At 69.1% G+C, this 14091-nt stretch carries 17 protein-coding genes; 7 read left to right on the top strand and 10 right to left on the bottom strand.

Features of this window, described 5'->3' with window-relative positions:
• Positions 1-83 precede the first annotated feature (83 nt).
• From ABIC51_RS11550 to ABIC51_RS11540, 3 genes are all read right to left on the bottom strand, one after another.
• Positions 84-626: a chromate transporter gene (locus tag ABIC51_RS11550; RefSeq protein ID WP_354006484.1), complete on the bottom strand. Its 543-nt coding sequence runs from the start codon at positions 624-626 to the stop codon at positions 84-86.
• Complete coding sequence (locus ABIC51_RS11545; RefSeq protein WP_124839589.1) at positions 623-1234, bottom strand: chromate transporter; 612 nt, start codon at positions 1232-1234, stop codon at positions 623-625. The genes ABIC51_RS11550 and ABIC51_RS11545 overlap by 4 nt, the downstream gene beginning before the upstream one ends.
• Positions 1235-1384: 150 nt before the next feature.
• Positions 1385-2140 carry a DeoR/GlpR family DNA-binding transcription regulator gene (locus ABIC51_RS11540; protein WP_059685625.1) on the bottom strand — a complete coding sequence of 252 codons (756 nt, stop codon included), beginning with the start codon at positions 2138-2140 and terminating at the stop codon, positions 1385-1387.
• Between the two features lie 82 nt (positions 2141-2222).
• Between ABIC51_RS11540 and ABIC51_RS11535 the strand changes: the two genes are divergently transcribed.
• The 5 genes from ABIC51_RS11535 (at position 2223) to ABIC51_RS11515 (ending at position 5203) form a co-directional block, all read left to right on the top strand.
• Positions 2223-2822: an NUDIX domain-containing protein gene (locus ABIC51_RS11535; RefSeq protein ID WP_354006483.1), complete on the top strand. Its 600-nt coding sequence runs from the start codon at positions 2223-2225 to the stop codon at positions 2820-2822.
• Positions 2819-3199, top strand: coding sequence for a TIR domain-containing protein (locus ABIC51_RS11530; protein ID WP_060083975.1), 381 nt, complete (start codon positions 2819-2821; stop codon positions 3197-3199). The genes ABIC51_RS11535 and ABIC51_RS11530 overlap by 4 nt, the downstream gene beginning before the upstream one ends.
• Positions 3200-3388: 189 nt before the next feature.
• Positions 3389-4261, top strand: a complete 873-nt coding sequence (locus ABIC51_RS11525) for an SIR2 family NAD-dependent protein deacylase (protein ID WP_060193887.1) — start codon at positions 3389-3391, stop codon at positions 4259-4261.
• Positions 4262-4442: 181 nt separating this feature from the next.
• On the top strand, positions 4443-4829 hold the full coding sequence (gene crcB, locus ABIC51_RS11520; protein WP_027788140.1) for a fluoride efflux transporter CrcB: 387 nt from the start codon (positions 4443-4445) through the stop codon (positions 4827-4829).
• A 23-nt stretch (positions 4830-4852) separates the two neighbouring features.
• Entirely contained in the window at positions 4853-5203 is a 351-nt protein-coding gene (locus ABIC51_RS11515; protein WP_059695990.1) for a DUF190 domain-containing protein, read from the top strand.
• Positions 5204-5215: 12 nt separating this feature from the next.
• On the opposite strand, the gene ABIC51_RS11510 is transcribed toward ABIC51_RS11515, so the two are convergent.
• Together ABIC51_RS11510 and ABIC51_RS11505 are read right to left on the bottom strand one after the other, a co-directional pair.
• Positions 5216-5779, bottom strand: coding sequence for a YggT family protein (locus ABIC51_RS11510; protein WP_027788138.1), 564 nt, complete (start codon positions 5777-5779; stop codon positions 5216-5218).
• A gap of 75 nt (positions 5780-5854) precedes the next feature.
• Positions 5855-6784, bottom strand: a complete 930-nt coding sequence (locus tag ABIC51_RS11505; RefSeq protein ID WP_027788137.1) for a Rossmann-like and DUF2520 domain-containing protein — start codon at positions 6782-6784, stop codon at positions 5855-5857.
• Positions 6785-7311: 527 nt separating this feature from the next.
• On the opposite strand from ABIC51_RS11505, the gene ABIC51_RS11500 reads away from it, so the two are divergent.
• Entirely contained in the window at positions 7312-7614 is a 303-nt protein-coding gene (locus tag ABIC51_RS11500) for a hypothetical protein (RefSeq protein WP_021157078.1), read from the top strand.
• Between the two features lie 124 nt (positions 7615-7738).
• Here the strand turns inward: ABIC51_RS11500 and ABIC51_RS11495 are convergent, their stop codons facing one another.
• Together ABIC51_RS11495 and ABIC51_RS11490 are read right to left on the bottom strand one after the other, a co-directional pair.
• Entirely contained in the window at positions 7739-8407 is a 669-nt protein-coding gene (locus ABIC51_RS11495) for a LysE family translocator (protein WP_027788136.1), read from the bottom strand.
• A 58-nt stretch (positions 8408-8465) separates the two neighbouring features.
• Positions 8466-10022, bottom strand: a complete 1557-nt coding sequence (locus tag ABIC51_RS11490) for a UbiD family decarboxylase (RefSeq protein ID WP_027788135.1) — start codon at positions 10020-10022, stop codon at positions 8466-8468.
• 596 nt (positions 10023-10618) lie between these two features.
• On the opposite strand from ABIC51_RS11490, the gene ABIC51_RS11485 reads away from it, so the two are divergent.
• On the top strand, positions 10619-11728 hold the full coding sequence (locus tag ABIC51_RS11485) for a lytic transglycosylase domain-containing protein (protein WP_059685614.1): 1110 nt from the start codon (positions 10619-10621) through the stop codon (positions 11726-11728).
• A 123-nt stretch (positions 11729-11851) separates the two neighbouring features.
• Here ABIC51_RS11485 and ABIC51_RS11480 read toward each other — a convergent pair whose 3' ends face one another.
• From ABIC51_RS11480 to ribH, 3 genes are all read right to left on the bottom strand, one after another.
• Entirely contained in the window at positions 11852-13048 is a 1197-nt protein-coding gene (locus tag ABIC51_RS11480) for a pyridoxal phosphate-dependent aminotransferase (RefSeq protein ID WP_027788133.1), read from the bottom strand.
• Positions 13049-13121: 73 nt separating this feature from the next.
• A complete protein-coding gene (nusB, locus tag ABIC51_RS11475) occupies positions 13122-13559 on the bottom strand; it encodes a transcription antitermination factor NusB (protein ID WP_027788132.1) in 438 nt (145 codons plus the stop codon).
• Complete coding sequence (gene ribH, locus ABIC51_RS11470) at positions 13556-14074, bottom strand: 6,7-dimethyl-8-ribityllumazine synthase (protein WP_011351235.1); 519 nt, start codon at positions 14072-14074, stop codon at positions 13556-13558. Before ribH ends, nusB begins: the two co-directional genes overlap by 4 nt.
• Positions 14075-14091: the final 17 nt, after the last annotated feature.

Here is a 14091-nt window from a genome sequence, read left to right as displayed (position 1 = left end):
GACCGGCGCAGGCCCGCCATTGGCGTGAACAGGCTCCCTGCGTTCACGTGCCCGAGCGGTTCCGCGGTGCGAGGCGGCGTGTGCTATGCGCCGCCGATCGCGTGCGCGCCGACGAGCAGCAGCGCGCCGATGGCGATCAACAACAGCGCATGGACGCGCGTATACATCACGCACAGCGTCGACGCGACCGCGATCGCGCGCGCGGCCCAGCCGCCGTCGAGCGCCTGCAGCAGCACCCACACCGACGCGAGGATCATGCCGGCCGCGACCGGGCGCAGGCCGGCCTCGAGCGCGATCTGCCAGCGCGCGCCCTGGTGCCGCCGCCACAGATGCGCGACGCCGTAGATCAGGAACGCCGTCGGGCCGAACAGCGCGAGCGTCGCGATCACCGCGCCCCAGAAACCGGCCACCTGCCAGCCGATCAGCGTCGCCAGCAGCGAGCCGGGGCCCGGCGCCATTCGCGCGATCGCGAAATCGTTCACGAATTGCGTGGCGGTCATCCAGTGATGCACGTCGACCACCTGCCGCTGGATGTCGGCGATGATCGCCTGCCCGCCGCCGATCGTCGCGATCGACAGCGGCGCGAACACGCCGAACAGCGCGGCGTAGCGTTGCGATGCGGTCATCGTGTGTCGCGCCCGGTCGGTGTGGCGGCCGCGCGGCGGTATTCGAGCGCGACGCTCAGCGTGCCGCCGACCAGCACGGTCCACACCAGCGGCCAGTGCAGCACCGCAACCGACACGAAGGTGAGCGCCGTCACCGCGAACGGCAGCGCGCGGCGCGGCAGCCGACGCACGGCCGTGATCGCCATCGAGATCGACAGCCCGATCGCCGCGGCCGCCGCGCCGGCGAGCGCGACGTGCGTGAGCGGGAAGCGCGTGAGGGTCGAGAACGCGATGCCGAACAACACGATCAGCACGGCCGGCGGCGCGATGATGCCGGTGAAGCCGGCCACGGCGCCGCGCCATCCGGCGAGCCGGTAGCCGATCCAGATCGCGAGGTTCTTCACGTTGACGCCCGGCAGCGCCTGCGACAGCGCGAGGCCGTTGAGGAACGCCTCCTCGTCGAGCCAGCGGCGCTCGTACACGAAGTCGCGCATCATCCGGCCGCTGAGCCCGCCGCCGAAGCTGGTCAGGCCGATCTGCGAGAACGCAATGAAAAGCGCGAGGACGCCGGGCGGCGGCGCATTGCCTGCGGGCGGCGCCGACGAGGAGGTGGCGGAGGGCGGTGGCATCGGGCGTGCGGTGCGTGGCGATTGGGCGGGCGCCCATGTTAGCAAGCGGACGCTGTCAGCACGCTGACATCGGCGAGGGGTTGGCGTGATGAAAGCACGCAGGTGATACGACGGACATATCCGGCCCATCCGGCACGGCCACAACCGACGCTACGCGCGCACGACCGTCACGCCCGCTGCTTCGATCGGCTTCGTCAACGCGGCGTCGGTTTCCTTTTCGACCACCACGGTGTGCGCCAGCGTGAGCTCGCCGATCACGAACTGCGACGCCGCGCGCAGCTTCGACTGCGACGCGAGCACGACGGTCTCGGCCGCGCGTTCGGCCAGTGCGCGCTTGATCGCCGCTTCCTCGAAATCGCCGGTGCTGAGCCCCGCAACCGGATGCACGCCCGTCACGCCCATGAAATAAAGATCCGCGTGGATGCGCGCAATGCCTTCCATGGCCGCCGCGCCGACGGCGACGATCGAATGCTTGTAGAGCCGCCCGCCGATCAGGATCACCTCGATCGACGGATGCGCGGCGAGCGCCACCGCGACACTCGGGCTGTGCGTGACGATCGTCGCGCGCAGGTCGGCCGGCAACTGGCTGACGAGCAGCGCCGAGGTGGTGCCGCCATCGACGATCGCCACCTGCCCGGGCGCGATCATCTCCGCGGCGCGGCGCGCGATGCGCCGCTTTTCCGCCGTCTCGAGCGTTTCGCGCTGCGCGAACGGCGCAACGGCCGGCGACGCCGGCAGCGCACCGCCATGCACGCGCTGCAGCAGGCCCTCGGCCGCGAGCTCGCGCAGGTCGCGGCGGACGGTGTCTTCGGATACGCCGAATTGCGCGCTCAGCTCGACCGCCAGCACCTGGCCGTCGCGCGCGAGTGCGTCGAGGATCGCTTTCTTGCGTTGTGTCGTCAGCATCGGGTTTTGCACGAATTTTCTTGAAATTGCACGAATCTGCACGTTACCATGGGCGCCGTCTTTTGTCGAACCGGAGGCTGCGATGGCTGCAACGCGGGACCGTGTCCGCATCGTCGATACGACGGTGCTGTCCGATGACTGGTATGTGCTGAAGAAGGTGACGTTCGATTTCCTGCGCCGCGACGGAACGTGGCAGCGCCTGAGCCGCGAGACCTACGATCGCGGCAATGGCGCGACCATCCTGCTGCGCAATGCCGATACCGGCGACGTGCTGCTGACGCGGCAGTTCCGGATGCCGGCGTTCGTCGGCGGACACGACGGCATGCTGCTCGAGGCCGCCGCCGGCCTGCTCGACGACGCGACGCCCGAAGCGCGCATCCGCGCGGAGGCCGAGGAGGAGACCGGTTACCGCGTGCGCGGCGTGCGCAAGGTGTTCGAGGCGTTCATGAGCCCGGGCTCGGTGACGGAGAGGCTGCATTTCTTCGTCGGTGAATACGATGCGTCGCTGCGCACCGGCGACGGCGGCGGCGTCGCGGAGGAGGGCGAGGATCTCGAGGTCGTCGAGATGCCGCTGCAGGCGGCGCTGGATGCGGTCGAGCGCGGCGAGATCGTCGATGCGAAGACGATCATGCTGCTCCAGTACGTCGCGCTGCGGGAAACCGCCGGCGCGCGCACGGCATGACGCCGCTGCTCGTGCTGGTCGCCGGCCCTTACCGCAGCGGCACGGACGGCGACCCCGCGCGCATCGCCGCGAACCTGCACCGGCTGGAGGAGGCGGCGCTCGCCGTGTATCGCCGCGGGCATGTGCCGATGATCGGCGAGTGGGTGTCGCTGCCGCTTGCCGTCGCGGCCGGGTCGCGACAGGTCGGCGATGCAGTCAGCGAGGCGTTCCTGTATCCGGCCGCGCACCGGCTGCTGCGCCGCTGCGATGCGGTATGGCGGATCGACGGCGCGTCGCGCGGCGCCGACGCGGATGTCGCCCTCGCGCGGCAGCTCGGCAAGGCCGTCTACTTCTCGGTCGACGACATTCCGGTCGTGCAGGACGATCCGGATCGCTGAACAGGCGGGGAGGCGCCCGGCCATGGCGATGCAGGCGGCTCCGCGCGTCGCTCGCCCGCACCGCCCGCGGCCGGGCGAGCGTCGCGTCATGCCGTTGCATCGTGCATGTCATGCATGCCGCGCCGCGCGCGAACCGGCGTATGATCGCGACGCCACCCGCGCACCGTCCGACGCCACCGACGCCCCGTCATGCCGCTCTCCGATTCCGCCGATTTCACTGCCGCGACTGCCGCCGCGCAACTGCCCGCCGATCTCGTCGCTTCCGCCGTTGCCGCGCTCGCGCGCGCCGACGCATTGCTCGTGACGGCCGGCGCCGGTATCGGCGTCGATTCCGGGCTGCCCGATTTTCGCGGCACGGACGGGTTCTGGCGCGCGTATCCGGCGCTGCGCCACGAGCGCTTCGAATTCCACGAGATCGCATCGCCGCACGCGTTCCGCGCGCGTGCGCCGCTCGCATGGGGCTTCTACGGGCACCGCCTCGCGCTCTACCGTGCGACGGTGCCGCATGCGGGCTTCGCGATCCTGCGCCGCTGGATCGACGCGATGCCGAACGGCGGCTTCGTCCTGACGAGCAACGTCGACGGCCAGTTCCAGAAAGCCGGCTTCGATCCGGCGCGGATCGTCGAGATCCACGGTTCGATCCACGCCATGCAGTGCCTGCGCCCCTGCTCGGACGACACGTGGGATGCGGCGCCGTTCGTGCCGGACGTCGACGAAACCACCTGCCGCCTCGTCGGCGAAATGCCGCGCTGCCCGCGCTGCGGCGGCCTTGCGCGGCCGAACATCCTGATGTTCGGCGACACCGGCTGGCTCGGTGCGCGCTACGACGCGCAGGAACGCGCGCTGGAAGACTGGATCGCGCGGGCCGGGCGTGTCGCCGTGGTCGAGATCGGCGCGGGCACCGCGATCCCGACCGTGCGCCTGCTGAGCGAACGGCTCGGCGCCGACGTGATCCGCATCAACGCGCGCGAAGCGCATGCGCGCCGGGCGGACGTGATCGGCCTGAAGGGCGGCGCGCTGGCGACGCTGGGCGCGCTCGACGCCGCCTGGCAACGCGCGTGACCGTGTGTGAACGGGCGGGTACCCGCCACGCGAACGGGCGGGCATCCCGGCGGCGGCCGTTGCAGGCGCGACGCGAATCCGCATACAGTTCAGCCAGTGCCGCCCGCGTGCGGCCCGGACATCATCCCGGGCGACCGGGGCCGGCGGCTGAATCCAGCCGCTTCATCGAACGGGAGCGCCCTTGTTCTATTCGATCGTCGCGATCTTCGTCGGCGCCGGACTCGGCGCATTGCTGCGCTGGTTCCTGAGCCTCGCGCTCAACGAATTCTTTCCCGCCGTGCCGCTGGGCACGCTCGCCGCGAACCTGATCGGCGGCTACGTGATCGGCATTGCCGCCGTCGTGTTCACGACCCGCGTCGGGTTGCCGCCCGAGTGGCGGCTGTTCGTGATCACGGGCTTTCTCGGCGGCCTCACGACGTTCTCGACCTATTCGGTCGAAGTGATGACGCATGCGTTGCAGGGCGAATTCGGATGGGCGTTTGCGGTGGCTGCCCTACACTTGACTGGATCGTTCGCGCTGACGGCGCTCGGCATGTGGACCGCGCGCGCATGGCTCGCGGCGGCCTGAGCGTGCCGCCATCGGAGGGAGCGATGGACAGGGTCTTCTTGCGCTTCTACGTGCACGAGCAGCACCGGCTGCACTGGAAGCCGCTGTGGGAATGGCTGCTGGAGGAGGCGAACCGGATGGGCGTCGCCGGCGGTTCCGCGTTTCGCGCGATGGCCGGCTTCGGCCAGCATCGCGTGCTGCACGAGGACCGCTTCTTCGAACTTCAGGGGTCGCTCGCGATCGAGGTCGAATTCATCGTCACCGAGGACGAGGCGCAGCGCTTGCTCGCGAGGCTGTCGCAGGAAAAGGTGCGCGTGTGCTACGCGATGATGCCGGCGCAATTCGGCGTGATCGACACGCTCGGCGCACCGCCGGCGCAGGGGCCGGCGGTGTAGGGTGCGACGGCGTCAGATGCCGAACATCGTCAGCGACACGGCGGCGCGCGTGACGATCATCAGCAGCACCTGCACGATCACGAACAGCAGGATCGGCGACAGGTCGATGCCGCCGAGATTCGGGATCACGCGGCGCAGCGGGTTCAGGAACGGCGCGGTGAGCTGGTAGAGGATCGGCATGGCCGGCGAGCGCGGGTTGAGCCACGACAGCAGCGCCATCAGGATCGTCATCCAGATCACGAGATTGAGCGCCCACTTCACGACGGTGAGCAGCGCGACCACGACGAGCGTCGCGATCACCGCGGCCGGGTCGAAGCCGGCCATCACGACCATCAGCACGACATAGACGAGCGCGGTGAGGAGGGCGGCGACGACGCTGGCCCAGTCGATGCCGCGCACGCCCGCGATCACGCGGCGCAGCGGCAGCACGAGCCAGTTGGTCGCCTGCAGCACGGCCTGCGTGACGGGGTTGTACGGCGGCACGCGGACGGCCTGCATCCAGACGCGCAGGATCAGCGCGGCGCCGAACAGCGTGAAGATGGTATTGAGCAGAAAACGGGCGATCTCGCCGAACATCGTTGGCATCCTTTTTATACGGTCAGTAGCGTGCGGCCGCCAACGCCGGATGGCGGCGCATCGGCCGACACCTTATCACGCCTCGTCTCGCGACGGGGAGGGGTGCGCGGCCGTGCGCGCGAGCGACGTTTCGACGGCTTCGGCGAGTGCCGGCAGCGACGCCGGCGGCGCCGCGCGCTGCGCCGCGAGCGCGACCGCGCGGCGCGTCAGCAACGCGTACAGCGTCGCGTGATCGCCGCCGAGCGTTTCAAGCAGTGCCAACTGGCGTTCGACGATGCCCGTATCGCCGCGCGACACGGGGCCCGAGAGCGCGTTCGCGAGCCCCTTGTCGCGTGCGGTCTCGATCGTACCGGCCAGCATCGGCAGCAGCGCGCGCAACGCGGCTTCCTCGTCGAAACCGAGGCCGCGCCACAGCTCGACCGCTTCCGCGAGCCCGCACAGCGCGAAGCTCGCCGCGTAGTGCGCGGCCGCGTGATAAAGCATCCGGCCGCCGGCCGGAATCGACAGCGGATGGCAGCCGAGTGCGGCGGCAAGTCGCATCAGCGTCGCATGCAGCGCGCCGTCGGCTTCGATCGTGACCGAGCAGCCGTCGATGCGGGCGAGGTCGGCGTCGGTGCCGCCGAACAGGTAGAGCGGATGGAAGCCGCCGGTGGCCGTGCCCTGCTGCTTCGCCGGATCGAGCAGCGCGACGGCCGACGCGCCGCTGCAGTGAACGACGGCCTGCCGCGCGGCGCGCGATGCGTCGAAGCGCAGCGCCGCGGCGGCGGACGCGAGATGGTCGTCGGGTACCGTCAGGAAGATCAGGTCGGCGGCATCGGCGACCTGCTGCGGCGTGTCGACCGCCTGGCAGCCGTCGATGCGCGCGGCGAGGGCCGCGGCCGACGCGGGCGTGCGGCTCGCGATCGCGACGACCGGAAAGCCGGCCTGCGCGAAGCGCTGCGCGACACAGCGTGCGAGACGGCCGGCGCCGATGAAGCCGAGGCGGGGTGTGTCGGGGACGGACATGGCAGCGAACGTAAGCGAAAACGAAGCAACCGCCAGTATCGCAGGAATGACGGCGGGTCCGCGAAAGGGCAACTTCCGTGCGGACACGTGCGTGGCCGGCCGCTACGCGGCGCGAGCGACGCATTTATCGACGCGTGTATCGGCGCCCGGCACCACGGTCGATTCACGATCGTGGAATCCGACCCCGAAACATATCGCACCCGCGTCCGGCTTGAAACGTCGGCATCTTGTCTCAAATTTGTAATCGTTCATTACGATCGCGCGCCCGCCGCACGCGCCGTATCCGGTAAGACTGACCGGCCATGATGTTGCGACCCGACTCGTCGGACGGAACCGCGCGGCCCGCAAGGGTCGCCGAAGGTGCTGCGAGCCGCGCCGCACGGCGGTTCCGGCCGCGTGCGATTGCAATTTGCAACAAATGCCCGATACGTGAGGAGCGCGTTTTCGCTACATTGCTTCCATGCGACGTGCATGCCCGCCGTTGCCGACAGGGGCGCATAAAATACCGCTCCAGCAGGAGAATCGAAGTGAAAAAGCTCATTCCGTTCATCGCCGCCGCCGCGCTGGGCCTGGGTGCCGCAAGCGCTGCGCAGGCTCACGTGTCGATCGGGGTCGGCATCGGTATCCCGGTCGCACCCGCGTATCCCGTCTATGCACCGCCGCCGCCCGTGTACTACGCGCCGCCGCCTCCGCCCGTCTATTACGCGCCGGCGCCGGCTTACTACGCGCCGCCGCCCGCCGTGGTCGTCGGCGGCTATGGTGGCTACTACGGTCGCCCGTACTGGCGCCATGGTTACGGCGGCTGGGGCCATCACGGCTGGCGTCGCTGATTCGTCCCGCGCGGCCTGACCGCGCGTGGCAAAACGGCGCAGCGTCCCGAGCGGGGCGCTGCGCCGTTTTTCTTTTCGGGCCGCCGCCCGGCCTCGGTGCGCGGCCCGTGCAGGCCGGCTGCGATTACACCGCGTTCACGATCAGGTCGCGGTAGCCGCCGACGATCACGCTATACGAGAAATACGCGAACAGCAGCGCCGACGCGATGTGGCACGCGCGCATCAGCCCCGCGCCCGCGCGCTTGCGGCCCTGGCTCGCGAGCGTGCACATGAAGAGCGTCCATGCGAGGCCGCCGAGGAAAAAGCCCGACAGGAACACCGATGCGGTGGCCGGCGTGGTCGCGCCGGCTTTCGCGATCAGCGCGCCGCCGACCGCCGCGAACCACAGGATCGCGCTCGGCGACGACATCGCGAGCAGCATGCCGCGCAGGAAGCTGCGCCGCGCGCTCGCGCGCGGCTGCGGCGTCTCCTCGGCATCGTCGCCCGCCGCCTTGGCCGGCGCCAGCGCTTCCCGCGCCATCTTCCACGTGAGGAACAGCAGCACCGCGCCGCCGCCGATCCACACGATCCAGCGCACCGGCTCGAACTGCAGCAGCACGGCCATCCCGGCGAGCGCGAGCGCCGCATAGACGAGATCGCCGACGCACGATCCGATGCCGAGCCAGAAGCCCGGCCGGAAGCCGTGTGACAGCGTCAGCGACAGCATCGCGACGTTCACGAGGCCGATGTCGAGACAGAGCGACAGCGACAGAAAGAAGCCGTCGGACAGCATGGAGGCGGGCGGAAAGGTCATCTTCGTTGTTCTTGTTGCAATGGCAATCCACGGGCCGGCGGGCGCCGGCCGCGTGGCGTCAGAGTCCGATCTCCTGCCAGAGCCGGTCGACGCGCGTCTTCACGGCGGCATCCATCTCGATCGGGCGGCCCCATTCGCGGCTGGTCTCGCCCGGCCACTTGTTGGTCGCGTCGAGCCCCATCTTCGAACCGAGGCCGGCCACCGGCGATGCGAAGTCGAGATAGTCGATCGGCGTGCTGTCGACCATCACGGTGTCGCGCACGGGGTCGACGCGCGTCGTGATCGCCCAGATCACCTCCTTCCAGTCGCGGATGTTCACGTCCTCGTCGACGACCACGATGAACTTCGTGTACATGAACTGCCGCAGGAAGCTCCACACGCCGAACATCACGCGCTTCGCGTGGCCCGCGTAGCTCTTCTTCATCTGGACGATGGCCATCCGGTAGCTGCAGCCTTCGGGCGGCAGGTAGAAGTCGGTGATCTCCGTGAACTGCTTCTGCAGCAGCGGCACGAACACCTCGTTGAGCGCGACGCCGAGCACCGCGGGCTCGTCGGGCGGCTTGCCCGTGTAGGTCGAGTGGTAGATCGCGTCGCGGCGCATCGTGATGCGCTCGACGGTGAACACGGGGAACCACTCCTGCTCGTTGTAATAGCCGGTGTGGTCGCCGTACGGCCCTTCGAGCGCGTGCTCGTACGCGGCCGACGCGTTGCCGGCCGGGCGCGGCGGTGCCCCGGCCGGAGCGGGGGCGGGGGTGCCTTCCTGCGGATAAATGAAGCCTTCGAGCACGATCTCCGCGCGCGCGGGCACCTGCAGCGTGTCGACGCCGGGCGTCAGGCACTTCGCGAGCTCCGTGCGGCTGCCGCGCAGCAGGCCGGCGAACTGGTACTCGGACAGCGAATCGGGCACGGGCGTCACCGCGCCGAGCGTCGTGGCCGGATCGGCGCCGAGCACGACCGCGACCGGATACGGCTTGCCGGGGTTGCGCAGCGCGAATTCGCGGAAGTCGAGCGCGCCGCCGCGATGCGCGAGCCAGCGCATGATCAGCTTGTTGCGGCCGATCAGCTGCTGCCGGTAGATCCCGAGGTTCTGCCGCGACTTGTTCGGCCCGCGCGTGACCGTCAGGCCCCACGTGACGAGCGGCCCCGCGTCGCCGGGCCAGCAGGTCTGGATCGGCAGCCTGTTCAGGTCGACGTCGGCGCCTTCCCAGACGATCTCCTGGCAGGGCGGCGACGACACCGACTTCGGCGCCATGTCCCACACGGCCTTCGCGAGCGACAGCAGCTTGCCGGCATCCTTCAGGCTCTTCGGCGGATCGGGTTCCTTCAGCGCGGAGAGCAGGCGCCCGAGATCGCGCAGCGAATCGAGCGCGGCGTCGTCGCCCGCGTCGACGCCCATCCCGAGCGCGACGCGGCGCGGCGTGCCGAACAGGTTGCCGAGCACCGGGAAATCGTAGCCGGTCGGTGCGTTGAACAGCAGCGCAGGGCCGCCGGCGCGCAGCACGCGGTCGCACAGCTCGGTCATTTCCAGCACGGGCGACACGGGCTGCGTGACGCGCCGCAGTTCGCCGAGCGCCTCGAGGCGCTGGATGAAATCGCGTAAGTCTTTGTATTTCATGAAGATGGTCCGGGCCACCCGGGTGGCGGGCAGCGATGGGCGGGCGCAGCGGCCGGCTGCGGCCCCGAATCGACCGACGATTTTACCCGCGCCGCCGCATGCCCGCCCGGCGGAGAAAAAAGTCGACCGCGCGCAAACCCCCCACGGCACGGGGCTCGCGATCTGAAGAGTGTCCGTAAATTACTTTTTGTTATAATTTCAAGGTTTTATAGTGTTGACGATCTATAAAACCCTGCTAGAATCCGCTCACATTGGCTGCAGGGTAAAAGGCTTCGAGCCGCCAATCACCGATCTTTGACGCAGCGCGTCACCGTCCGCCGATACCTGCACGGCGTATCCGACGGCCTTAGTCGTAGTCTCAGCCAGCGCCACCAGACGCTGGTTTTTTGCGTGGGTGCCACCGCGTATGCCCGCCTCGCCCAGTGTGCGAAGGTGCCGGCCCTCTTACACCGTGGCCTCGAACGGTACTTATACCGTTTCCCCGATGTCTGCACGTCCCAACCAAGGCGTGCGGCGTCGTGATTCCGCGGCGCGTTACCTGTCTCGCCATCGAGCTGAGCGAGCCGCACGAGTCATGTTCATGGGAGATGATCTGAATGAACGCTTGGTTATCGTGGCGTCCTAGTGAGCAGCATGCGCAATTCGTGCGCAGCATGCTGCGTCGCGGGACGCGTGTCAGTCACCATCTATTCAGCGTTGTCGGCTGTCTCGCGGTCGCGGTTGCACTCGCACTGTGGCTGCTGCCAACCGTGCGCGGCACGCTTGCCGCGAAGCTGATGCCGGTCGTATCCGCGGCCGTGCAAGCCGGCCCGGCCCGTCTGCTGACCGGCCATCCGCTGCCGAACTTCGCGCCCGCCGGCGCGCAGCCGCAGCAGGAAGACAGCCCTGAAACGGACGCGCTTGCGGTCGGCCTCGACGTCGCACCGGAAGCCAACGCGCAGGGCGATGCATCCGATCCGGCCCGCAACGGCCCGTCGCCCGTCGCGCTGGCGAAGCTGATCCCGACCCAGCGCGTGGCGGCCGATGCGCGTGACGACCGTGCGCTTGCGTCGAATCGCGAGCAGGCGCTGGTCGCGACCTACCTGTCGCGCCGTTACCGCGTCGCGCAGGAGCCGCTCGGCCAGCTCGTCAAGGCTGCGTTCCAGACCGGCCGTGACGTCGGCCTCGATCCGCTGCTGCTGCTGTCCGTGATGGCGATCGAATCGGGCTTCAACCCGTATGCCGAAAGCGGCGTCGGCGCGAAGGGCCTGATGCAGGTCATGTCGAAGGTCCATTCCGACAAGTTCGAGTATTTCGGCGGCACCGATACCGCACTGCAGCCGCTCGCGAACCTCCAGGTCGGTGCGCTCGTGCTGAAGGACTGCATTGCACGTGGCGGTTCGCTCGCGAACGGCCTGCGCCTGTACAACGGCTCGACGAACCCGGACGACACCGCATACGGCGCGAAGGTGATGGCCGAGCGCGGTCGCCTGCGCGACGTGTCGCACGGCCGCAGCGTGCCGGTCAACGCGCCGCAGGCGCCGGCGAAGCCGATCGTCACGGCCGCCGCCGTGACGGCGGCAGCGGGCGGCGCGAAGCGCGTGCATGCGACGCTCGAAACCACGACGTCGGCGAAGTCGGCGGCATCGAAGGAAGCCGCGCCGCAGGACGACGCGAGCGTCGATACCGCGAAGTCGCACGGCGACCGTTCGGAGCTCGGCGCGTAACGCCCGGCGCTACGCACTGCTCGGTTCCGCCGGCAGGACATGAAAAAGGCACCCGATCAGGGTGCCTTTTGCTTTTTGCGGCGCGAGAAGCCGCCGGCGTGCCGGCCGAGGCTCAGTCGTGGCTCAGTGCTGCCCGAACAACGTCGCGAGCCGTTCGACCGCTTCCTCGAGTCGCGAGTAGGCCGTCGCATAGGACAGGCGGATATAGTCGCGCGGCGCATGGACACCGAAGTCCATGCCGGGCACCAGCACGACGCCCGCATCGTGCAGCATCGCCGTCGTGAGCGCGGCGCTGTCGCCGGCCGCCGGGTGGGCGACGCCGCCGCAGTGCGCATACACATAGAACGCGCCGTCCGGCATCACGGGCACCGTGAAGCCGAGCCGTTCGAGCGCCGGTGCGATGAAATCGCGGCGGCGCTTGAATTCGAGCCGGCGCGCTTCGTAGATGTCGAGTGCGGCGGGCTCGAAGCAGGCGAGCGCCGCGTGCTGCGCGAGTGCGGACGGGCAGATGAACAGGTTCTGCGCCAGCTTCTCGAACGTGCCGACCAGCGCGGGCGGCACGACCAGCCAGCCGAGCCGCCAGCCCGTCATGCTGAAATACTTGGAGAAGCTGTTCACGGTGACGACGTCGTCGCCGAATGAAAGCGCCGACACGGGCGCCGCGTCGTAGCTGAGCCCCTGGTAGATCTCGTCGACGATCGTGAAACCGCCGCGTGCGCGCACGGCTTCGACGATCCGTTTCAGCTCGTCCGGTTCGAGCGACGTGCCGGTCGGGTTCGACGGCGATGCGAGCAGCACACCGCGAGTGCGGTCGCCCCAGCGCGTGCGGACGTCGTCCTCGGTGAGCTGGAAGCGCGCGTCCGGGCCGCTCGGCACGAGCACCGCGCGGCCTTCGGCCGCCGCGACGAAGTGCCGGTTGCACGGATACGACGGGTCGGGCATCAGCACCTCGTCGTCACGCCCGACGAGCGCGAGGCACGCGAGCAGCAGCGCAGCCGACGCGCCGGCCGTCACGACGATCCGCTCCGGGCTGATCGTGAGGCCGTAGGCACGCGCGTAGTGCGCGGCGATCGCCTCGCGCAGCGGTGCAATGCCGAGCGCGCTCGTATATTGCGTGACGCCGCGGCGCAGCGCGGCCGCAGCCGCTTCGACGACCGGCTCTGGCGCGGTGAAATCCGGCTCGCCGATGCCCATGTGGATAACATCGCGCCCGGAGGACTCGAGACGCTGTGCCTCCTTCATCAGTTCCATCACGTAGAAGGGCTGGATCGCGTCGACGCGTGCGGCGAGCTTGACGAGCGAATCGGTGGCGGTATTCATCGGGCGGGCAGGGGGAGGGGGCGTGACGAAAGAAAAAACGGGCGCATGCGCGCCCGTTCCGGACCAAACGGTATCAGCCGTTGCGGCGCGCCTGCGTTTCGGCGGGGCGCAGCTTCGCGGCGAGCTTGTCGAGCACGCCGTTCACGTACTTGTAGCCGTCGGAGCCGCCGAACGTCTTCGCGAGTTCGACGGCTTCGTTGATGATCACGCGGTACGGCGTTTCGACGTGGTGCGTGAGCTCGAACGTCGCGATGAGCAGCACCGCGCGTTCGACCGGCGACAACTGGTCGATCGGGCGGTCGAGCGACGGCGTCAGCGCTTCGACGAGCGTGGTGTGCTCGCGGATCACGCCGTGCAGGATCGCGTCGAGCAGCTCCTTGTCAGCCTTGTCGTAACCGAGCGCGCCGCGCAGTTGCGCGTCGATCTCGCCGGAGGACGCGTTCGACAGCAGCCACTGGTACAGCCCCTGCGTCGCCAGCTCGCGCGATTGTCGGCGGGCGCTCTTCTTCATGCGCGCTCCTCTTCGTCGTCTTCGTCTTCTTCTTCGTCCTCGTCGTCATCGCCGAGCTGGTCGAGCGCCATCGTCAGGTTGGCCATCTCGACGGCGACGCGTGCGGCGTCACGACCCTTTTCGGTCATGCGCGCGACGGCCTGCTCGTCGTTTTCGGTCGTCAGGACCGCGTTGGCGATCGGCAGGTTGAAGTCGAGGCCGATGCGGGTGATGCCCGCGCCGCTCTCGTTCGACACGAGTTCGAAGTGATAGGTCTCGCCGCGAATCACCGCGCCGAGCGCGATCAGCGCGTCGAACTGGCCGCTTTCCGCGAGCTTTTGCAGCGCGAGCGGGATTTCCAGCGCGCCGGGCACCGACACGAGCAGCACGTCTTCACCGGTGACGCCGAGGCGTTCCAGTTCCTCGACGCACGCGTCGGCGAGGCCGTTGCACACCGGCTCGTTGAAGCGCGATTGCACGATGCCGATCCGCAGGCCGTCGCCTTCGAGATTCGGTTGGTATTGTCCGATTTCCATGATCTTGTCCGTGGTGT

Source organism: Burkholderia sp. 572 (assembly GCF_040545135.1).
GTDB lineage: Bacteria > Pseudomonadota > Gammaproteobacteria > Burkholderiales > Burkholderiaceae > Burkholderia > Burkholderia cepacia.
This window is presented reverse-complemented; position numbering and strand designations above follow the sequence as displayed.